This is a genomic window from Pseudobdellovibrionaceae bacterium (assembly GCA_020635075.1).
Taxonomy (GTDB): Bacteria; Bdellovibrionota; Bdellovibrionia; order Bdellovibrionales; family UBA1609; genus JADZEO01.
Map to the genome: position 1 here is coordinate 1,459,373 of JACKAM010000001.1, position 20,872 is coordinate 1,480,244.

At 50.5% G+C, this 20,872-nt stretch carries 13 protein-coding genes; 6 read left to right on the forward strand and 7 right to left on the reverse strand.

Features of this window, described 5'->3' with window-relative positions:
* Positions 1 to 189: 189 nt before the first annotated feature.
* Together H6624_06380 and H6624_06385 are read left to right on the forward strand one after the other, a co-directional pair.
* A complete protein-coding gene (locus H6624_06380; GenBank protein ID MCB9083950.1) occupies positions 190 to 1,440 on the forward strand; it encodes a PilZ domain-containing protein in 1,251 nt (416 codons plus the stop codon).
* Positions 1,441 to 1,481: 41 nt separating this feature from the next.
* On the forward strand, positions 1,482 to 2,264 hold the full coding sequence (locus tag H6624_06385; protein ID MCB9083951.1) for a helix-turn-helix transcriptional regulator: 783 nt from the start codon (positions 1,482 to 1,484) through the stop codon (positions 2,262 to 2,264).
* A gap of 2 nt (positions 2,265 to 2,266) precedes the next feature.
* On the opposite strand, the gene H6624_06390 is transcribed toward H6624_06385, so the two are convergent.
* The gene (locus H6624_06390; protein ID MCB9083952.1) at positions 2,267 to 3,166 is read right to left on the reverse strand and encodes a class I SAM-dependent methyltransferase; all 900 of its coding nucleotides are present in this window, start codon (positions 3,164 to 3,166) and stop codon (positions 2,267 to 2,269) included.
* A 100-nt stretch (positions 3,167 to 3,266) separates the two neighbouring features.
* Here H6624_06390 and H6624_06395 point away from each other — a divergent pair, with 100 nt between their 5' ends.
* The 4 genes from H6624_06395 to H6624_06410 all read left to right on the forward strand — a co-directional run bounded on the left by H6624_06395 (position 3,267) and on the right by H6624_06410 (position 8,642).
* Positions 3,267 to 4,013: a TIGR02147 family protein gene (locus H6624_06395; GenBank protein ID MCB9083953.1), complete on the forward strand. Its 747-nt coding sequence runs from the start codon at positions 3,267 to 3,269 to the stop codon at positions 4,011 to 4,013.
* Positions 4,014 to 4,216: 203 nt separating this feature from the next.
* Complete coding sequence (locus tag H6624_06400; protein ID MCB9083954.1) at positions 4,217 to 4,993, forward strand: helix-turn-helix transcriptional regulator; 777 nt, start codon at positions 4,217 to 4,219, stop codon at positions 4,991 to 4,993.
* The gene (locus H6624_06405) at positions 4,990 to 6,276 is read left to right on the forward strand and encodes a hypothetical protein (GenBank protein MCB9083955.1); all 1,287 of its coding nucleotides are present in this window, start codon (positions 4,990 to 4,992) and stop codon (positions 6,274 to 6,276) included. The genes H6624_06400 and H6624_06405 overlap by 4 nt, the downstream gene beginning before the upstream one ends.
* A gap of 80 nt (positions 6,277 to 6,356) precedes the next feature.
* On the forward strand, positions 6,357 to 8,642 hold the full coding sequence (locus H6624_06410) for an MMPL family transporter (protein MCB9083956.1): 2,286 nt from the start codon (positions 6,357 to 6,359) through the stop codon (positions 8,640 to 8,642).
* Here the strand turns inward: H6624_06410 and H6624_06415 are convergent.
* The 6 genes from H6624_06415 to H6624_06440 form a co-directional block, all read right to left on the reverse strand.
* Entirely contained in the window at positions 8,626 to 10,440 is a 1,815-nt protein-coding gene (locus H6624_06415) for a hypothetical protein (protein ID MCB9083957.1), read from the reverse strand. The genes H6624_06410 and H6624_06415 overlap by 17 nt on opposite strands.
* Complete coding sequence (locus H6624_06420; protein MCB9083958.1) at positions 10,412 to 11,245, reverse strand: outer membrane lipoprotein-sorting protein; 834 nt, start codon at positions 11,243 to 11,245, stop codon at positions 10,412 to 10,414. The genes H6624_06415 and H6624_06420 overlap by 29 nt, the downstream gene beginning before the upstream one ends.
* On the reverse strand, positions 11,235 to 12,143 hold the full coding sequence (locus H6624_06425) for a ThiF family adenylyltransferase (protein MCB9083959.1): 909 nt from the start codon (positions 12,141 to 12,143) through the stop codon (positions 11,235 to 11,237). The genes H6624_06420 and H6624_06425 overlap by 11 nt, the downstream gene beginning before the upstream one ends.
* Before the next feature lie 103 nt (positions 12,144 to 12,246).
* Complete coding sequence (locus tag H6624_06430) at positions 12,247 to 13,314, reverse strand: helix-turn-helix transcriptional regulator (GenBank protein MCB9083960.1); 1,068 nt, start codon at positions 13,312 to 13,314, stop codon at positions 12,247 to 12,249.
* Between the two features lie 111 nt (positions 13,315 to 13,425).
* Positions 13,426 to 15,309: a hypothetical protein gene (locus tag H6624_06435; GenBank protein MCB9083961.1), complete on the reverse strand. Its 1,884-nt coding sequence runs from the start codon at positions 15,307 to 15,309 to the stop codon at positions 13,426 to 13,428.
* Between the two features lie 151 nt (positions 15,310 to 15,460).
* The gene (locus H6624_06440; protein ID MCB9083962.1) at positions 15,461 to 20,761 is read right to left on the reverse strand and encodes a M48 family metalloprotease; all 5,301 of its coding nucleotides are present in this window, start codon (positions 20,759 to 20,761) and stop codon (positions 15,461 to 15,463) included.
* Positions 20,762 to 20,872 lie beyond the last annotated feature (111 nt).

Sequence of the window (20,872 nt, forward strand, 5' to 3'; positions counted from 1 at the left end):
TTTTGACCTTTTTCTCACTGCCGCCGAATTCTTCCTCCTTTTGCCTATCCTCTAGACGATGGACTCCCCCTTAATTGCATTCCAGCTTCGTCATTGGACATTGTTCAGCCTGTCTCCCACCTGTACGAATGGGCGGGTTTGGTTCAAAAAACGCCCGGTTCCCACTCTGCACTCCATCCGAAATCACTAATGAAGACAATCAAATCCGGGGTGGACCAGGTGAACATCAAGAGAAGCATTCGGAAAAATTTAAATCAGTTGTTGAAGCTTGCCCCCCGAGAGCTGCGCCAAAGCCTTTTTCGGCAAATGCTCCATCTTCCGATCATTCCACCATCAAACATCCTGGTTAAATTTGCAGAGTCCCCGGATGAATTTAATCAGGCCTTTAGACTCATTCAAGAGACCTATGCTCACCTTGGGTATTGCGATCGATCCACTCCTATGCGGGCCACCAAGTATCACACTTTGCCGACGACAAAGGTGGTTATCATCCTTTTGGACGGGAAAGTGATCGCCACCATCACTCATATACTGGACAATCCAATGGGACTGCCCATTGAAAACCAATGGAGTATCCAGGCTCTCCGCGAACAAGGCCACCTCTCGGCGGAGATATCGAGCTTAGCCATCAGTAAGCAATGGCGTCACAACCATGGCCTTCTCCACTACATGACTCGGTTTCTTCTCGACTACGCCATCAATCACCTGGGTGTGGACACCTGGGTGATCGTCACCCACCCAAGTACCAGAGACTTTTACCAAGGCGTCTTGTGCTTTCAAACTCTGTCCGAAGATATTAAACACTGCGGCCACGTTAAAAATGCGCTCGGCCTCGCCCAGATGCTCGACCTCAACCAACTACAAGAAAACTTTTTTCGCCTCTACAGAAATCGGCCGCCCCATCAAAACATTCACGACTTTTACTTTGTTCGAGACTTCTCAAATTGCTTTCAGTTCCCCACTCCCTCCATCTTCCTGACCAACTCAATGCCCAGGTTTTACTTTAAAGAACTCTTCACGACGACGACACCCATCATCAGTGACATGAGCTGTCGGGAGCGATTGATTCTCTCTGGCTTGTACAGCGACCTCGTCGATCATCTCGGCCTGCCGTTTCTGCAAAATCTCCGTCTGAGAAGTCTTACGAGCATATCTGGACAATTGCGAACTCGGGATGCATTGCTTCCCGTCCGTGTGGCTGATGTTTCATCAGGTGGGGCTAAGATTCTGTCAAAATTTCCACTCCCCCTTGATCACTCTCCAATTCGCCTGATGTTGCCACTTCAGCCCAAGCTAGAGGTTCCCATTAGGATTGTTTGGAACATTAATCAGCGCGTGGCAGGAGTTCAGATTTGCGATCCAGCCCCCAGCACCTGGCTGCGGTGGACCGAGGACTTGCGCCGCCAGTTTCAAACAAGTATGTTGACCCGTGTGGCCTAACTTCAGGTTGTCGGCCGCTTTCCTTTATGGGGGTATCTACCGTGAACGACAGACTGACTGTTAAGGCCGACAACTATGTGTCGCGGTTTCATTTCCTGGATAAAGATCTTCTCCGTTTTGATCGCATTCACCGTTTTGTGGGCCCAACCAAGGAAGTGGACAGTCTCCCCCGCATTTGGTCCCTGGCCCTCGCGGATTTTGAACCTGGCATCATCAGAGTGCCGACTGAAAATGGCCCAGCAGAACTGGTGGGTCCGGTAGGGGTTTTTATGCCACCCTTTTCCCCTATCCAGTGGCAAATTGAACCATCGGTACTGGAGTTTCGAGCTTTTATCAGTCCAACCTCCCTGCCCCCGGGGATTCCACGGGATCCCTTTTTCTTTTCCTGGGCGGGTAATCAGGATCCAACTTCAGTGGATGAGATTCTTGCCCTTCTGACTGATCTGCAAAACCTGACTTACATTAAGCCGCCAGGACGCTACAGTGTTCCGGCGCAAATGACTAAGATATTTATTGATAACAATTACCATCAACGCATCAGTTTGGCCGAGATGGCAAAACAACTGAATTACTCCCATTCGTTCTTAACACGTAGCTTTAAGTCTACTTATGGCATCTCTCCTGTCGAGTATCGAACCCGCCTTCGCCTGTTTGATGCTCAAATGTTGCTTCTGACCAAGTCATCAAAGGTCACTCACGTCGCCTACGCTTCTGGGTTTTCCGATCCTGGACGTTTTATGAAGCAATTTCGTCGACTTTTCAGAGCCCGCCCCTCTCAGTTCCGGATTAAACGGGGCCTTGAAGGCAGGGATCTGGGCAATTGAGATCAAGTGATCTTCCGAGTGGTGCCCAACTTCAGGGCTCTTTTCAACATTTGGAAATCAGTCCTAAACTCCTTGGGTATAAGACTGTGAACCTTCAGTGGTGACTGAATCTCATCGACAAACAGATGTTGGCCTCTTTCCCGAGGAATTCCGACCAGAATCCCCATCACGGGAACTCCAAAGGGGATCATCAAATGCCAGCTCTTTTTGGCCGGAGACGGAAGACAACTGACCAACTCATCAGCCGTCCAGGCCGCCGCCATGGAAAGCTCAAAGTCCCGGTGAAAAAGGGAGAAGTCGGGACGCCCTTTCATCCCGTAAGTGTCAGTGTAGAGATTGGTTTGCCACTGGTTTTTCAATCGCAAGGGGTCCGTTACAAAAATAACTCCCTCCGCTGATGAGAGGTCCTCCATTGTCTTCAAGGCTTTGCCCACGTCCTTCTGATCAGGTAAATGGTGCAGGCAGTTCATGGCAGTGATCAATTCAAATCCCTCTCTAACCAGCGAAGGCGCCTCAATCATGTTTTCACAGTGAGCAAAGGCCGCAGGAAGATTTTTCCTAAGGCACTCAAGCATCGGCGGGGATAGATCTAATCCATGAACTTCACAATCGGGAAAAGACTTTCCAAGGAGCCGAGTGAATTGCCCAGGGCCACAGCATAAATCCACAATCCGTTGTCCTGATTTTGGAGTCCTCAGAATTCGGCAAATGAGTTCCAGGCTGACGCCATAGACAACCGCCATCGAGGTCTCCATAACCCTATCGTAGTGGGCCACCTGTTCTGCCTCATCTGAAACTTCCGGCTCAGGTCGGCGCTCCAGGTTGTATGGGGAGGTCCACTTGTTGGCTCCAGAGAGCACGAGATAGGTCAGACACTTTTTGAGGGGATTCAACAGACTCACAGACACTCCCATCGTTTTCTAGTGTCCATAAGGCTATCAAGGCCTGGAGCAAGGCAACAGGTCTTGCCCGTGGAAAGCGGTTCAACTAAGTTGAACCACTATGATTTCAGTACGTGACGGTCTAAAAGAAGATTTTGAAAAACGGAAGTTGCGCAATCCGGCTTACTCCCTTCGCGCCTTTGCCCGAGACTTGGGGCTGGATCACGCGTCTCTGTCGCAGATCTTGTCAGGCAAGCGACGCATTTCAAAAGCCAACTTCGAGAAGATCGCGCAAGCACTTCACCTTACCGATGATCAAGTGAAGCAGTTGAAACACGAGGTTGACCTGGGGTTGGAGAGTTACTCGACTCTAGACGATCAACTGATAGCACGAAAGAACCGCTGGTACCTGGACGCCATTTGCGAACTCACTCGTCTGGAGGATTTTGAGCCCAGTGTCCCTTGGGTGGCTCAGGCACTCGGCCTGTCGGAATCAGAAGTTCAGGAAGCAGTTGATCTTTTGACAGCATTGGGTGAACTGCGGGTTTCAAAAGATAAGTGGGAGGTGGTTGAATTCTGTACGACCACACTCAGTGGAACCAAGATGTCCAATCTGGATTTGGCGTCGGCAGTACGACAATGCCAAAGAGGCTTTATGTCCAAGCAGATTGAAGCCTTCGAAAAATTTCCCTTTGAAGAAATGAGTCACTACGGCCTCACCTTGGCGTTTGATCCGGATAAACTTCCTGAGATTAGACAGAAGCTCATCAAGACGATACGTGAAATTTCCCGTGAAGCCGAATCAGGGCAGACCAGACAAAGAAGGGTCTATCGCCTCAATCTCTCTTTTTTTCCGGTGAGCGATTAAATCTCTAGATTTGCCCTTATTCGCTCGCAAATGGGGATGTCCTTTGCGCGCCGAGTCCCGAAAGGTCATTAGAGTTAAGCGAAATCGACCAAGAAGTTATCAAATGGGTCCAGGTCGTGCTGGCATTCTCTTGAAAGGTCAAAAAACGACAGGTTTTAATCAAGTCTTCAAACTATCCTAGGTTCCAGAGGGCTAGGTGATAAATGTCGCGGGTTAGCGTCGAAGGCCAAAACTCTACTTCCGAATACCGGTGGATCAGCCCCGAGTTGGTTTACTTCAGGCGCAGACAGTACCGTCACCGCCCCTGCAGTGAGATCGACGCCTTCCCATCCATGTGGACGGTGGGAATTGCCAATCTTCGCCCCGGCCAGGTTTCCGTCCGTAGCGGCAATCATCTCATCCAGAAATCCGGGTCGTGGGCAGCTTTTATTCCACCCTTTAATATGGTGAATTGGCAGCTTTCGGCGGGGGCTCTACATTGGCAGGCCTATCTGTCTATTGCACCCCTGCCTGAATTTTTAAGCGACAGAGCCTTTGCCTTTCCCTGGGACAGTCAGTGGGCCCCCCAGTCGGTTGACGATTTATTTGCAATTCTTAAGGGAGTGCAAACTCCAGAGTATATCAACGACCAACATCAACAGTCGGGGATCGCTCTGCGAGCCAAGCAGTTTATCGACCGCACGTTTCGCGATCCAGAAGTTGGCGTTACCGAAGTGGCCGAAGCCCTCAATGTTTCCCACTCCTTTATGACCCGCGAATTCAAAAAGGCTTTTGGTCTGACACCTGTTTCCTATCGAACCAAGTTGAGGGTTTTTGAGTCGACAAAGCTGATGCTGATGTCTGGTTACAATGTCACCACTGCAGGGCATGAAGTGGGATTCACAGACACGGCTCGATTTAACAAACAATTTCGTAATCTCATGAACACCATACCCTCCCAGTTTTGTTTGGAGAAAAGGCTCAAAAGAGGCTCCTCGTGAGACGAAGATTCAAACGAGTTTTTCATCAGGGTCTCACCTTTTTTCTCGGATATTTGCCGACCAGCATCCGACACCGATTGATCCGTAGCCAACTGAATTTGATTTATGATCTCCCCGAAGGTCTCCATTTCAAGATTGCTCGCACCGACAAAGAACTACAGGGTGCTTTTGCCCTTCTTCATGACAGTTATGTCGACATGGGTTACATGTTGCCCCATCCATCCGGGCTGAGGGTGACATTCTATCACCTACTCCCAAGCACGACGACCGTCGTCGGCATTTACAAAGACGAAGTCGTCGCCACCTTGTCCATTATTCGCGATAGCTCACATGGATTACCCATGGATTCAGCCTTTAGTCTTTCTCGCTTACGGAAGGAGGGTGGCAAACTCGCCGAGATTTCCTCACTTGCGGTGCACAAGGAGTTCCGCAACAAAGGGGGGCTCGCCCTGTTTCCCCTCTTTCGCTATCTGTGGATTTATTGCCGCTTTTATTTTGCTGTGGACTATATCGTGATGGCCACTCATCCACGGCTGAGCGAGATGTTTGACGCTTTGGTGCTCTTTAGCCCTCTCGAAGAAAAGCAAGTGCCCAATTACGGGTTTGCCAATGGCGCACCAGCCGTCTCGAAGGTCTTAGACCTAAGAAAAGCTCCCATGCTCTATGCCATGAAGTACGGTGACAAACCCGACGCAAAGAACCTGTACCGCTATATGGTGCCTCCGGACATGGGCGGAGTTGAATTCCCTGCCATTTGTCTCCCCAACCGGGAGGACTTTAGGATATCTGATCCCGTCATGACCCCCGAGTTATTGAGGACTCTGTTTGTGGAGAAGGCTCAGGCCCTGGAGAACCTAAATGAGGAGCAGATAAGAACGGTCGTGTCCCACTACTCGACTCCTTCTTATACGGAAAACGTACCACAAATTCTCAGACTGACAGAGAAGATTCAACTCAGTCTGCGACGTCCTGCCGAACCCAGGTATGATGTACAATGCACCGGCCAGCTTCGCCGTCCCTTTGCCAAGGATCCAAAATTTCCTATGCTGGTCACCAATGTCTCCGAGAGCGGTCTAGGTGGCAAAGCGACGGGTAACCTGGAAGAAGGTCAGACTTATAGAATCACCTTGGCCGTGGCCCCGCTTGAGGTTTTGGCTCTTACAGTTATTGTCCGCTGGCAAAACCCACAAGGCTTGATTGGCCTCGAAATCCTTCGCTCTTCTGATCGCTGGAAGAGTTTTGTTCGACGTCTTCAAACCACCAGCCTTGACGAGGCTGCCTGATCAAAAAACGACCGTGTTTAATGGACTAGTTTTCACTAATTTGGTGCTGAATGCCTCAAACCGGCTAATAATAATGATCAATGAAGCTCCTTAATCAGCCCCTTTCTCGAACCACCAGTAAGGCTTTTCTTTTTGCCTATGGAGTTTTGTTGATTCTGGCGTCGCTTGCGATTTTGCGAGCCGAAATCAACAATGTCCCCGATGTTTATCTGCCACCAAATTCAGAAGCCGTCCTCCTGCAAAGGCAGATGAATCAATTTTTCCTCCCAGATGAGGTCCTCATCGCCATATTCTCGGCTCAGGATCTGTACAGTCGGGAAAAGCTGGACGCAATTCGACAACTCACTCAAACCATGACCGATCACCCCTTGGTGAGCAAGGTCAAGTCGGTGAGTCATCAGGAAAAGATGGTTCCCACCCCTGATGGATTTGCCATTGAACCTCTGGTGCCACCAGACACTGATGAGGCCACAGCCCTAAAAGAGAGAATCGCCTCCGAAAGTCTTGCCGAGAACCTTCTGTTCTCAAAGGACCTAACCACCCTGGCTGTGGTGGTGTTTCCGCTTCACGCTTCAGATTCAACCGAACGCCTGAAGCTGGAAGAGGATTTTGCCGCGGCTATTCGAGATCATGGATTGGCAGACGACCACCAGGCAACCGGTGGCCTCCTGCCGCTTGATACAGCCCAATTGAAGGCCTTACTCTTTGATATATCTATTTACACGCCTCTGACTGTTCTCATTGGCCTGCTGCTTCTCTGGTTTCTTTACCGTCGTTGGCTGGCCCTGCTGGCACTGTTGATCTCTTCAAATTTTGTCATTTCCTCCAGCTTGGCCTGCTACGGGCTCTTCAAAGTACCCGTCACATCGATCACGGGCTTACTTCCCACCATGTTGGCTGCCCTCAATACGTCCATGTTGATTCACTTTTTCAGGTCCACACAAAGGCAGGACCACATTGGAGTTAAAGGGTCTGAACGAAGCTTTCGAGCTTTTTTAGAAATTATCAAGCCCTCACTCCTCACCTGTCTGACGACGGCCATAGGTCTTATGTCATTGGGCTTCAGCGAGATTCCTCCGATTCGCTTTTTTGGTCTCTTTGGGGGGATCGGCATTCTTTCTTCGGGACTTAGTCTGTTCCTATTCACCTACCCCTTGTTTATCTTGTTTGATGATCGCCCTTGGCCTAAACCTAAAGGGTCCCTGAAGTGGATTGACCGGATAACCCGAGCTGCCAGTCGTTCTTCTGTTCGACACCCAGGCCTCACGGTTGGCCTGGTCTTTGTCGGTTCTCTACTGCTCTTGCCTCAGATCTTCAAGATTGAAACCGAGACTAACTTTTTTGAATTTTTTAAACCAAATCACCCCATTTCAGTCGCCAGTGACAAGATTGAAAACAAGCTCTCAGGTCTTTCCCAACTTCGCATTCAGTTTTCTGCTGACAATGAGGAAACACTCTTCTCTCCTGAAGTGCTCAAGAATATTGAGCAAGTCCATACCTGGGCTCTCGCTCAGCCTGAAATTAACAAGGTCATCTCGGGAGTCGATTACGTCAAAGAAATGAATTGGGCGTTTAACTCTGGTCAAGCCAGTTTTCGCTCCATTCCCGATTCGGCCGAGTTGATTCAACAGTACCTATTTGTCTACGACGGCAAAGACCTGGACGAGTTTGTCTCGCCCGATCGTACCAGGATGATCTCCTCGGTGAGCATCACCTCCCACGACACTCAATCCTTAGGGAAAGTTATTGAACGAATTAAAACCTATCTTTCCCAAATGGACTGGCCTACTCGGGTCAAATGGGAAATTGGCGGGCACTCGAAGGCTCTGGTCGACCAAGAACGACTTTTGATACAAGGGCAACTCTACAGCTTGGCGAGTGCCTTGTTTCTGATCTGGCTCTTTATGGTCATCCAAACGGGCTCCATCTCGATGGGTCTGTTGTGTATGCTACCCAATATCGCGCCAGCTATGACCATGTTTATTGCAATGGGAGTTTTCGGCATTCATCTCGACATGGCCACAGCCCTTGTGGCGAGTCTTGTGGTTGGCATCGCCGTGGACGACACGATTCACATTGTTCATTCCCTTCAGCGCAACTCTCTCGCCACGGAACCTCAACGAGCGCGTTCCATAACCCGCGCTCTTCATTCGACGGGCAGATCCGTTGTTTCGACGACCCTGGTGATATGCTCTCAATTCGCCATTTTGACATCCTCGGAGTTTATCCCAAGTGCTGAATATGGACTTCTATGTGCTATTTCTCTGGCCAGCGCTCTCGTATTTGATTTATTCTTGTTGCCTGCACTGATCATGGTCTTGTTTTCGTTTGCCGACAAAAGAAGTCTCTCTAAAAGGACGATCTGAGAGACAGACTAATCACATCCTTTTTGTTGTAAAAGCCACCCAACTCACGCTCCGCTCCCGAAAAGTAGTGGTACTCCAAGGATATCACTTGCGGTTCCCAGCCCAGGTACTGGATCTGGGGACTGATGTACAGGTTGTGACGCCCCAGAGCAACCAGGGATCTCATCGATAATTCCCATTTGTCGGCCGAATATCTTTTCCACCAGCGTACCCCAAGGTCATAAAATTCATTGAGTTCAGTGATGGGCTCACTAACCCTCACCTTATCCCCGCTCAATCGCAAGGCCAGCTGCCCCAACCAGGGAAGATCACTCAACTCCAAGCCCAACCTCCATGCCAAACGACTCCTCTCAATCACCTCTAAGGAGGTGTTCAGGACCGGATAGCTGGGGTCATGACTCACTTCAAACATCCACACCCCGCCCAACATTTCCGCCGACCCATCCAGTGCAACCATTGTCGACTGAGGTGACTTCTCAACAAAGGTGGAGCCCTTGGTGCTGGCAATGGCCAGAGATGGGGGTTGGCCCAAAGCAATTCTGGCTAAAACCTCTTTGTTGGGAATTACTAGGGGTATCAGTCGCGGAGCATGGACAAGGTAAAAACCGATATCAAGGCTTTCCCCCACTCTCTCCAGTAAAATCCCAGAAGCCGGTTTGTCAGGGTGTTCCTCCGAAATGCTTCCCAGTTGTATCAATTGAGACAAAATTGGCTCTTTTGATAGACCCAATGCCCGACCATTATAGCGATCAACAATCGACCAAAGCTGATCTGCCTTGGCCACTATGGGGAGTTTGGCCCTGGGGATGGCCACCACATCGAGAGACCAATTTCCCAAAAACCGCTGGTAGCGCAGAAGAGGGTCTCCGCGCTTGAGAAATTCATAGGGCTGAGCTGGTCCTCGTCGCCAGTCGATTCTTCCTAGTCGCAACAAAGTTGAGTTTTCCTCCAGTCGCCCCCACTGGATCTTTTCCACTCCTGCCGACAGGCTAGAATTCCTGTCTTTGTATTGGAAAACACTGCCGGCCAGATCCGCGTACTGATAGTTCTCCTCAGAACCCTCGATGGCATCTACATCATAGTGCCCACCAAGCCGAAACTCAAATTTTGGATTCAGCTTGAAGCTTCGTCCAATATCAATCCACAAGCTCCCTTGACCGGATGGTCGGCCCTGACCCTTTTCCGAAGCCAAACCTTCGCGACGCAAGATCAAGGTGGCATCGACACCTGCTTCATCCTCCTCGACGGCCTCTCCCTCAGTGGTTTCAGACTCTTCAAGAGATGGCATTTCTGCAACTGTATCAAAGACCATGACCTGAGGGGCCGCCTTCTTCGTTTCGACTAAGGAATAGAGGATCAGCTTGGCCCTCTTTCTTTCACCTGAGAGCTTCTTCCAGCCGAGCAGCTTTGCCCTCTGCAAAACTTTGTTCGCATCTCGGACAGTGGTTATCTGGGTGACTACAACCTGACTGGCTTCCTTCCCTTGGGTGATTCGGGTGACTGACAGAAACCGCAGGGCCGATAGATCTCGGCTCCTGACCTTACTTGTCGTCAAAAACTGAAACTCGTAGAAATACTTTCTGACTCTTTTCTTTTTGAGGCTCAAAGACGAGTGACCCTGGGTCTTTAGTTTCTTGAGAGTGGCCTTTGCCCGTTGGCGATTAAATGTCTGCAAGTGGGTTGTGGTCTGTTCATCGGCGAAACCCTGAGATGTCCCGAAAATTACAAGAAGGAGGAATAGCAGGGCCGCCCCTCTTGGCGACAACAGATCAACGAACCCTGCTGCGCAGCTTTTCATCCTGGGAGGGCTCCTCAAGGGATCTTACCGTAAATAAAGACTTGGGAATTTTATTGTCGTATTGGATCTTTTCTGCGATCAAGGCTGTGGTCGAGCCATTCTGAATGTCGGACATAATGTTATGGGTTGCCGTCCATACACCATCAATCTGCTCCAGCTTCTTCACTTCCAAGCGTTTGATGGGCTCCTTTCTCTTGCCCTTGTAGAACTCAATCTTCAGAGGAATCTTGATATCCTGGTGAACCCACACCAAGCGTTTGGAGTAGAAAGAATTGCCCGCGTTGCGAGGTCGACTCTCAATCACAGCCACCTTACTCCCGCCCATGGTTTCTTCCCGCAGATAACGGTGTTCGTCCAGCTCCACTTCACGATCTCTGAGATCTTCAAAAAAAACATCAGAGCCGACAAAGCGACCACCCTTTCGATTTGAGGCGATACGTCGGCTCTTGCCGAGAGCCGGCATATAGAGCCACTGATCCCCGGAATCGCCGGGCCTATCCATTGTCAAAAGGCCCGTATTCTTGACGTTGTCCGGATTCACAAAACGAATCAAGGACACAAAGTTTCCTTTTTCCCTATGCGAAAAACTATAAAATGTCCGCGTTCTCTCGCCACCAGCTTTGTCCTTAAGGATCATCTTGAATCGCCCTAGACTTCCACCCCGGCTGGGGTGATCGTAGGCCTGCTTCATGAGTCCCTCCCCTTTTTTGTCGGCATGAGAGGGCAAAGAAAGAACCAAGCTCATAATAGCTGCCAAAGGGAGTAGATGGCTGGCGATCGTGGTGAGCAATGTCCTAGGCTGCATCCTGATCTTTCCTCTCTTGCAAACTGATGTCCCCAGTCTTCTTAAGAAATAGTTTGGCGATATAAAGCTTGAGCTTTTGCAATGGATTTCGATAACCAAACCAAATCGTCCGTTTCTTCAACTTCCCCAGGTAGGCATCAAAGTGCATACTGGTCGGCGCCAGTGGCAATGGTCCACGATCGAACAGAACCTTTACTGCCAAGGCCCCAGCCACCCCTCCGCAGAGAAATACACCCATCGGAGTGGAGGGAACCCTTTGGGCGACAAGATCGACAGCCGATCTGTCAGCCACATACTTTTGCTGGATAAGTGTCGGAGACAATCCCACCAAAAAAAGCAGGGCCCTTTCGGCCAGGGTCTTGCCCGTATGAAGTCCAAAGTAGTCGCGAAAGCTCATACTCTTGTCTGTGAAAACAAGAGAAGCGGCTCCCATTCCAATTGGTGCCACCGTAATTGCTGGGATTTTGAGTTCACGCAGCCGATCAAAAAGAGGAATGCGCAGATCCAGAACAAAGAAATCAAGCCCGTCCACATAAAGATCCACGCCCTGTAAAAAAGCATCCAAGTTGGATTGTGAAATGCCTTGATCAAAAACCTGAATCTGAGCTTGAGGATTGATATCGAGAATGCGATCTCTCATCACATCCGATTTGCGCCTCCCGACCGTACTCATGGCAGCGCCCGCTTGGCGATTGAAATTTTCCACGGCAAAGTGGTCCATATCGGCGATGTGAAAATGACCAACCCCTAGACGAGCCAGAACTTCACAATACTGCCCGCCCACTCCGCCCAACCCGGCGATGGCCACCTTCTTGTGACGGAGTTGATCCATCTCTGCTTTTCCCAACCATCCAAAGTTGCGGGAAAAAGCCACATTGTAGTCAAATCCGGAAATCATCTGCCAGACACCTTAAGAGGGTTTTCTACCTTCTTTAATTATCTCGCTGCACTCCGGATCTCACAATGGCTTTTTTTGACTTAATTTCTATCGCCAAATGAGCTTATAGCTTTTCAAAACTGGCAATCAACTGGGTGAGATCCCGACCTATTAGACTAAGATCCGAAGGCAAAGGTCGGTCAGCCACCGCAAAGTGGTGCATCAGCACCACCCGGGCTTCGGTCATAGGACCTTCGTCGGCTTCAACAATGCGAAGAATTTCTTCGAGGCATTCGACCAACTTCCCTGTCACTTTCTTTGCCGACTCTTTGGACATGGGAACAATCCGATATCCCAGCAAATTGGCGACCCGATGAGGATCATTTGACGGCTCGGGTACTCGCTCGACAGCAAAACGATTGGCAGCTTTAAGGGTCCAGTAACAAGCCAGGCGTAAGAGATCTTTTTGGTCGAGACCGTGCATATCAATGCGATTGTAGGTCACCACAAACTTGCGGTCCTCTTGCTTAATAGTTCCGGCCTTTAACATAACAGCCATAGCGGAATTGATCACATCTGCTGTGGTTCCAACTTTCTCAGCCACCCAGTTGTCAGAATGGTCCACCAGTTTTCGGTAATCCTCGGTGGACAAAACAGCCTCGATCGCTGGTGCAATTGGCAATTGGGCTTCCATGAGCTTTTGATTTTTATAACGATCAAGAGACTCATGCAAAATCGGTAACTGTCGATCCGGGAACACATTTGCCAAAAAGGACTGGAGCAGTCCTGGTCTGAGGCTCAACAACTTCAGAACAATGTCCAAATCCGGCACCACGCTCCCGGCCAGCCAACGACGCAGCATTGAGGGATGAACTTCGACTTCCTTGGCCAACCCATCAATGGACAGATGAGCGAAGAACTGTTTGAGACAAAACATCAGCTCCTGGGCATCGGCCGGGTCGTCGCCCAAAAAGGAAAAGACTTTGCGCAGGATCTCCAAAATCGGAATCTTCTTCAGTTGGCAGAGGGCCACAAATTCGGGCCACAAAAATCGCTTGGCACCCGATTCCCACTTGTGAACCTGGTTAAAGCTAAAGCCCAACTCTCGACTGAGATCGAATTGGGAGTCGTCTCCCCTCAGGGCCTTAATCATCTCACTGCGAATTTCACTATCGGCAAATTGAGTTTCCATACTCTTTTGCCTATAGAGGGCCCCGTCGGGAGTTGCAAGAAAATCACCTGAATTCTACTGGGAAATGCCGACAAGATGCATTATTGAGGACCCAAACACTCGTTAAATCCCTTAAAACCAGCAACTGGCAACGGAGATGGGGCTCTTTCCTCTAGAGGTCGCACCTCCACCGGGCTCGTGGAGGCAACGCTGGAGCTTCTCTGCAGATTGCTGAGTGATCTTTCCCCGACCCACAAGCTTGTGGACCCACTTCACCACGCGGGCGCGAAAGCGAGTGTCCTTTTCCAGATTTATTTCCTTGAGTGCCTTGGTGTAGGTGTTCAGTCTTCCGAGAGCTTCTTTATAGGCCCGAGAAGTCACTGGTGATGCGGCCATTTCCTTAAGGGCCGCCAATGCCACGTCCATGGGGGGAAGACTCTCTCCAGTGCCCAAGTCAGCAATAGCCCGGTTGACGTTTTTCATCAAATCGTCCTGAGCGCGAGCCGGCAACACTTTGGACTTATCTCGCGATAGCTGTATGAGTGTGTCCTTGAGTTGCCCATGGGTTTCTCTTAGCGCCGAATCCCCCACTAGCTTCGTGGGCAATGCCTCCCTCTGGGCCTTACTCAGCCCCCTCGTCCACATGCGATCAAAAGTCTCGTTGGTAAACCGAGTTCGTAAAGTTCGCGTGACAATATGTGATCCCACTCCTGTTCCCCACATGGCCAAGGGAGACATGGCGACCGACAGGTTGCGGGTCATGCGCTGGGCCTCGGCGTCTTCCGCCGATCCAGTTCCCATGAGAACATTGGCCACCGTCTGCTCATACTTGGCCTGCTCCTTGGCAATGATGGCCGCCTCACCCACTGCGGCTGAAGCCACGCCGACGGCAACCGCCACTCCACCGACGCAACCCAAAGTTGCCGTCGCTGCACAAACGGCCACTCCTCCAAGGGCAATTCCTGCCCCCAGCAAAAGATCCATCCCAAGTTCGTCCCAGAACAAATCCTTACTCAGGCCTTCGGCCACATTACAGGTCGTCGATCGATGCTCAGGTGGAAGACTCTTGATTGTACTCTCCACCAACTCATTGTTGGCCACAAGATACAAGAGATCATCACCCTTTTTCTTTTGTAGCTTTTTGTATTCTCTCTCAAGAATCTTTAGGTAGCGAGATGCCGCCTCGCCAATCTTTTTGTCAATGTCGGGATCTGTCACCTCCCGGGCGTCAATGTGAGCCAACAGTGGATTGTCGTGGATCAATCTGAGGTAGTTGGCCCGATGAGACTTTCTGAAAGCTCTTATCCCCGTGGCGATCGCATCTCTTTCGGCCTTATTGATGTTGGCCCGGCACAGTGCCGGAGAAGTCATCACCATCTTGTCGCAATCCACCGGATGAAGTCCTTTGCGATGCTCTTGGCGAAGGAGTTCTTCCTCATTTTCGTAGACGTCAAGTACGTCCAACATTTCAGCTGTGGTCAATGGCGGAATTTTTACGTCAGTCAGTTCGTGCTCAAGTTGGGGATTAAATCTTTGCATCATGGCCCGTTCAGAGTAGTGGGAAAGACCTTTTTCACTACCAGCTTCTTCCCTCACCTTCTCCGAATCGAGGGGAACTAGGGGCGAACTCCCTCCCGCCGGAAGAGCCGTGTCGATTAAGGCCAGCTCTGTGCGAATCTCCGGAAGCCCCACCATCAAGGACTCCACCTTCACCTTGTGAAGAATGTCTTCACAGGAGAGGTTATTGTGGCTTTTGATCTTTCCTGAGGCACAATCGCGAAGTGCCACAAAGGCCTTGTGTTGGTGCTTCATGTTGTTCAAGGTGCGCGTCTTCATGAAGTCAAGTAGCGCCTGCCCCTGGGTTTTTCGCATTTGTTCCATAAGACCATCGGCCGTGGCCTTCTCACACTTCTCCACGTCCATGTAATCTCTGTCGATGACTTCTTTCTGGCAGGCAGCAAATTTGGATTTCTCCTCCTCTGCACCTACGTGAGTCGGAATCATGGCAGAAGACAAAAGTAGAAACCCCAACAAACAGAGACTCGCATAGCCCCTGCTTCCAAGTAACCTCGACCAATATCCTGAGCAAAAAATTGCATACACCATGACCTATTGTCATCGGCAGACAAAAACTAAAATGCAATGGGGCTCTTATCTAGGAACGAGTCTAGTTGACCACCTCAGACAACAATTCAAAACACCCGGGCATGACTTTGGCCTTAAATCCGGCTTTGACCTCTTGAAAGGTTCGCGCCGGCTCGCGGACCGCCCTTTTCACGGCCTCCATGGCAATGGCGCCTCGACTACGACTGATATCCAGATCCACATGATCGGCCACCAAACGATAGAAATTTAAGGACCCCATGTGTTCCGCATAGGTCGAAACCCGGCCCAGCGACCCCAAAGTGTTACGCATGGGAGAGGTCAGAACCACTTTCGCATCAGCCACCCCCTTCTCTTTGAGAGCCTGTTCCAAGCCTTTCTGCAACGCGAATAGCCGCTTGGAGGGCTGACTAAAAGAAGGATACTTGCGATTCTGCAAAATCTTTCTGACCGTTTCACGGTCGATTTGAACTCCTTCTTCCAGCTCAAACATCGTGCTCAGGTTGGCGTGAATCGTATCAACGGCTTCGTCCGTGATTTCCGGAGCGAGCAAAGCCCTATAGATTGTTTTGAAGGAATTCCTTTCGGCCTCGGTTAGCGTCTGCGCCTGGGCGTAGTCAATGCGAACCAGCCTTTTGTTTTTTTCATCATAGATCCAGTTGCCCGGATGACCATCGGGGTCGAAAACACCGTTTTCAAACATCGCCCTCAGTTCCGTATCAGCTACAATTCGCGAGACTTCCTCTCTGACGGCTCGATCTTTGATCTTGTGAACGGTTTGCCCGTCCACATATTCGAAAAAGGAGATCTCTCCTTGAAGTTCAGCCGGAACTCTCTTTTGCAGCTCATCGATGGTGTCCACCACCTCAACACGAATTCCGGAATCGGGAAAAAATCTTTCGTAGGAGCGGGCCATATCGGCCCGTGAGGCTCTTTCGATTCTTTGATCCAGTTCCACTCCACCTGGTTTTAGAGTGTCATGTGCTCCTCTTCGAATTTCATCAAGTCCCATGGCCAGGTCCTTAATGTCCATATCCGGATCATCAATCATGTCCTTGACGACCTTCTCCCAAATGGCATTTTCATTTTCCACCACACCGGCAATATTCGGACGCTGAATGCGAACGGCTGCGTACAGTGGATCTTTGCCATGGCGAATGACTTTTACCTTGGCGACATAATTCACTGAGCCTGATCCCGCCAGGTCCTCCAACACCACACCTTTGAGCTCCTTGCCAAAGACCTTTTTCATGTCCGTGAAGATCTGTCCCCGCATGGGCTTCAGAGCATCATCCAAAAACGTATCGAGTTCTCGCAGTACATCATCAGGCGCAAGCCCGTTGGTGCGAATGAACTGAGCGGCCTTGACTCCAAACGGGCCCAAAGACTCCAGCACAAGCTTCGCCGATTTCCCACGACTGACTTTTTCACCACTGGAACCAATGGATGCGACGATGTGACCAAGCACGGCCTTTTTTTGGTTTTCAGGGATGGCATCCATATAACCATTGAACAAGCGGTTGATGACTTTGTTGTCATAGTTGTCCCCTAATATCAAACGATACAGCTTCTCTTTCGAGGCGGCCTCACTCAAAATGCCATCTGTTTCTCCCAGGAAGGACTGGAGAAAGTAGTTCTTGGCCACCACGTTGGCTTCACCGAAGTGACGCCTTAAGGTATCCAGATATTGAAGTAGTTCTTTAGAGCGACTGGCCTCGTGCCGGGAAGCTCCCAGATTGCGCATGATCTTCCCTTGTTCCTTAACCGCCCAATCGGCGAATCCAGGATATTTTTTTCGCTTGCCCAAGACATACTCCACCAGTTCAAAGCGGTCGTACTGGGAAGTCATCCCCTGGGAAACTAAGTCTGGCATATCACCCACGATCACTTCCGGTGCCCGGTGCCAATTGCCCTGGTTGATGCGGCTTTGCCCCAAATAGCGGGTTTCCACATCATTGCTTTGAAGGGCGGTCTGGACCTTATCCAGTACCGAATCCTTAACCAACCCAGGTTGAGGGTAAATGCGGTCCATTTTTTTTCTAATCTCCACCATTTCAGGTCTAATCTTGCGATTGGGGGGAGGTTGGCCACCTGGCGCGCGCAAGGCCTTGGCTTTGTCCTCCAGGCCAAAAGAGTCCTCCAGTTGCCACATTACCAGCTGCTCCTGATTGCGAGAGAATAGAAGCCCAGAAGCCAAGTCCTCATCTCGAAGCATCGCTCTCAGAGTGGGGTCTTTTTCTGTCCTCTTCCAGACTTCCTCAAACACACCATCTCGGGAGGCCGTGTTGGACAGAACTCCGTGAGTATCCCTAAAATAGTCCGTCAACACCTCGCCCGAGACACCCTTGATTCTTTTTTGGGAAACCTCACCCGTAATCTGATTGATGTAATCCGGCGCAAAATCCTGCGCCTTGGACCTGGTGTAGCCATCAACCGTGTCGTTCAAAAAATGCTTTTTGATTGCAAATGAGAAGTCCGCCGCCAAACGCATGCGGCCTTCGAAACCCGACTGAGCAGAGGCGATCCTTTTCATTGCATCCCTGTTCAAACCCATTTCCCCGACCACTTGATCAACAGCTGCTCTCTGGGCATTCTTGTGGCCTTTTGCTCGGTAAGAATTCACCAGCTGTTCATACCTTTTCAGATAAAAACTCTTTTCCTGCCTTTTGTTTCCTGGCCCCCTCCTGTGAGGAAGATGGGTATCCCAAATGTGAGAGGTTCGATAGACCTCACCAAAATCGTCTGAACGGTTCACCATGGCCCAACGGGATAAACGGTAATGCTCCCGCTGCTGGCGGCGGTTTAATTCTGAATAAATGGATCTGCCGTCATCAAAATGCTTGAACAGCTCCCGCCCGTTGACGACCTCGGCAAATCTCTCCGCTTCCTTTCGATAGGCCCCCCTCATAACACCCAAGGTGTCGGGCAGCTGAAGCTCATGGCGAAAGACTTGTGAGATTTCTGGACTGGCTGCAGCTCTGGTGAGTACACCCCGATAGCTTTGCGCCGGTATCTGGGGCAAGCCAATGTTGGCAATTTTGGGAAAACGAAGTTTAAGCAGAGCCCGTGCCGAATGGCCGTCGCCCTCCATGCCGAGCCGGGTGACCATTTTTTCGAATGACGTCGACACCTCGGTCTCAAAATGGGCGGCCAGCTCCTTGACTATATTTGCCTTTTCAACCGGAGATAGTTTTTTATAGCGCAGATAATCTTCAATACGGGACAGGACTTGGTCCACCGTCTCCAGGGCCTGACGGGCCGACCTTGGATTTTGCGCTCCATCTATCAGCCGCTTGCTTCTCAACATCTGAGCCTTGATCGCCTTGAGAAAACTCTCAGTCGAAACAACTTCGTCGACCTGGGCAGAGGGAATTTGAATGACACCCTTGACCCTCTCTTTTCCGGAGCCTCTTCTTTCCCCTTCCGTGGGAACAAACATCGCTCTCCCCCACATGCGTGGGTTTGCCTGAGGTATCAGTCGATTGGGGTGCAAGGGAACCTTAGCCTCACTATTGGTGACGTCGTAAAACAGACGCAGATTGGTCCCCAACTTCTCTCTCGCCACCTTAGTTGGTTTCTCTGACAAATAGCGGGACTCTGAAACTCTCTGCCAAAACTGCACTCCTTTGTTATTGACTCTTGTCGCCTTCAAAGTCGAATTGGCCTTCGACAAATTATCCTTGTAGGCCTTGTGAAAGTTCTCCATGAGCAGATCAAAGTGCTTGGCCTGATCGGCATCGGGCAGTCTTCCGTAGATCTCAGCCACCTGGATGGCCCGATCCATGTTTCCGTCAATTCCCTTAGCCAGCTGCTCAAATTCATCCACCACCATCTTCTGCGCCCGGTCCCGGTTTCTCCTGACCTGCTTGCCGATAAAGCGCTGACGGCTATCAAGCTCAGTCATCAATGCTGCATAAACAGGATCTTCTGCCGGTCGGGAGCCGGCAGGCATGTTGTCCAACCGATTGCGCATCTGGCGAAGGACCCCTCGCCAGTTGCCTTCATAGGAGGAAACCAGATCAGCATACTCCTTTTCCACCAATTTGCGCTTGGCATAGAGTTCGTTAAGTCTCGATTGGGCGGCTTCCTTGGCTTCGCCTTTACTCTCAGCTAGTTCCTTCTTGAGTCTTGCCTCGGCCGAATTGAATCCAGAAAGCGTATCCTCTAGGGTCATGACTTTCGGCCGATAGCTGCGCACACCAGACGAAGTGACTGAAGTTCGATTGTCGATTTGGTAAAGGGCAATCACCTGATCCGGGTGAGTGGGCTTAAACCGCGTTCCCAGCACCTGCCTTCTCGCCTTTTCCAACTCCTGGTTCACTTGGGCCGCGATCTGCTGTTCGTAATGGAGAAACTGTTTTTCGCTGAGGGCAAAACCACCATACATGCGCAACTGTTCTATTCGAAATCTAATCTCCTCATTGATAAGTTCATCAATGCGGTCAGGCGGAAGATTTTTAAAATCCCCCTTTTTAATTCTCTCAAATAGGTCAAGTGCCTCTGGTATTGGACGGCTGACGACCTCTTGAATCAAGGCCATTCTCTTACGCAGATAGAACTTTGACTCGAAGGTCGGACGATAGCGCTCGACGATGGCCGTTTGCGGTTGGCGTTTGGAAAGGTCCTCACCAAAGACCCGTTCAAGAGCCGTGATGGCCGAGTTCATTGCGTCAATGCGGGAGCGATCACTGGCGTGCTGAGCCAGGGAACCTTCCCTGTGATTGGACATTCGGGAGAGCAGCTCAGGTCCTGCATTGGGATTGAACCCCCCTTCATGAGTCCGTTCAATCACCGACTTCACATCGACTTCAATTTCCTCGATGCGCCGCCAGGGCATTGTCTCCTCACTCGTGTAACCCTTTTTCTTCAACTCGTCTCGGTACCTGCCGAGGTTCGAAATTGGATGTTCCAATTCATGGCCGATGACATAGGCCAGTTCATCATCGCTTTTGACGGTCTCCAGGAGACCGGCTGAAACCACGATCAACCGCTCTGTCGACTGTGGGCTAAAATAGACAAAGGCGCCTGGGCTGAGATTGTTACTGACCACCACATGAAAGGGACCTTTGCCATCTTTGGTTTTGATGAGACGCTTAACCAGCCCGGCAACCTGATCCGTGACCCCGTCCAGTCTTTTGGCCAAATCCGCATCCAGGGGAGTCTCACCTATCTCGCCAAGAACGACACGCAAAGGCTCTCCTCCGGGAAGTACAAAGGCAGGATCGGACACGGCAATCACCTGTTGCTCCTGGCCTGCGGCCACTTGACCAAAACTGATCGCCAAAAAAACGGAATAAGCGAACGTCAAAATGACTTTATAAACATGACGGAGACTAAAGTCCGTAAGGAGAAAGGGCCATAACATAGATAGCTTATCGGCTTCACCACTCCCTGGTTACAGAGGCCAAGGGCCAGAAAAGCAAATGGCCTCGCCTGTGGGATTCGGTGCTTCCCTTCAGGCAAGGCCACGTTTTCT

Excerpts from the sequence above, each read along its gene's own strand:
- H6624_06380 (MCB9083950.1), top strand. The coding sequence starts at position 190 with ATGAAGACAATCAAATCCGGGGTGGACCAGGTGAACATCAAGAGAAGC.
- H6624_06430 (MCB9083960.1), bottom strand. The coding sequence starts at position 13,314 with ATGGAAACTCAATTTGCCGATAGTGAAATTCGCAGTGAGATGATTAAG.
- H6624_06420 (MCB9083958.1), bottom strand. The coding sequence starts at position 11,245 with ATGCAGCCTAGGACATTGCTCACCACGATCGCCAGCCATCTACTCCCT.
- H6624_06425 (MCB9083959.1), bottom strand. The coding sequence starts at position 12,143 with ATGATTTCCGGATTTGACTACAATGTGGCTTTTTCCCGCAACTTTGGA.
- H6624_06440 (MCB9083962.1), bottom strand. The coding sequence starts at position 20,761 with ATGTTATGGCCCTTTCTCCTTACGGACTTTAGTCTCCGTCATGTTTAT.
- H6624_06400 (MCB9083954.1), top strand. The coding sequence starts at position 4,217 with ATGTCGCGGGTTAGCGTCGAAGGCCAAAACTCTACTTCCGAATACCGG.
- H6624_06415 (MCB9083957.1), bottom strand. The coding sequence starts at position 10,440 with ATGAAAAGCTGCGCAGCAGGGTTCGTTGATCTGTTGTCGCCAAGAGGG.
- H6624_06395 (MCB9083953.1), top strand. The coding sequence starts at position 3,267 with ATGATTTCAGTACGTGACGGTCTAAAAGAAGATTTTGAAAAACGGAAG.
- H6624_06410 (MCB9083956.1), top strand. The coding sequence starts at position 6,357 with ATGAAGCTCCTTAATCAGCCCCTTTCTCGAACCACCAGTAAGGCTTTT.